Below are 313 nucleotides of genomic sequence, written 5' to 3'. Positions count from 1 at the left end.
GCGGCGATGTTCTCGCGCTCGCCACGGATGTTTCCAGGGCCGACGAGGTCGATCGGCTGGCCGAAACTGCCCATAACGCCTTCGGTGCGGTCTCGGTGCTGATGAACAACGCGGGCGTCGGCAACAACCCTGGCAAGCCATGGGAAAATCGAGATGCCTGGAAGCGACTTTTTGACATCAATTTCTGGGGGGTTGTGCATGGCGTCGAGGCTTTCGCGCCGCGCATGCTGGCGTCGGGAAAGCCCGCCCTGATCATCAACACCGGTTCCAAGCAAGGCATCACCACTCCACCCGGCAATCTCGCCTACAACGT

General features: G+C 61.0%; 1 protein-coding gene. It reads left to right on the top strand.

The window, feature by feature from the left end; all coding sequences use genetic code 11:
* A partial coding sequence (locus EN859_RS36695) for an SDR family NAD(P)-dependent oxidoreductase (protein WP_135913714.1) occupies positions 1–313 on the top strand: 313 nt, incomplete at both ends.

Origin of the sequence: Mesorhizobium sp. M00.F.Ca.ET.216.01.1.1, assembly GCF_004010325.2 — a bacterium.
In the GTDB taxonomy this organism is placed as follows: Bacteria; Pseudomonadota; Alphaproteobacteria; order Rhizobiales; family Rhizobiaceae; genus Mesorhizobium.
This window is presented reverse-complemented; position numbering and strand designations above follow the sequence as displayed.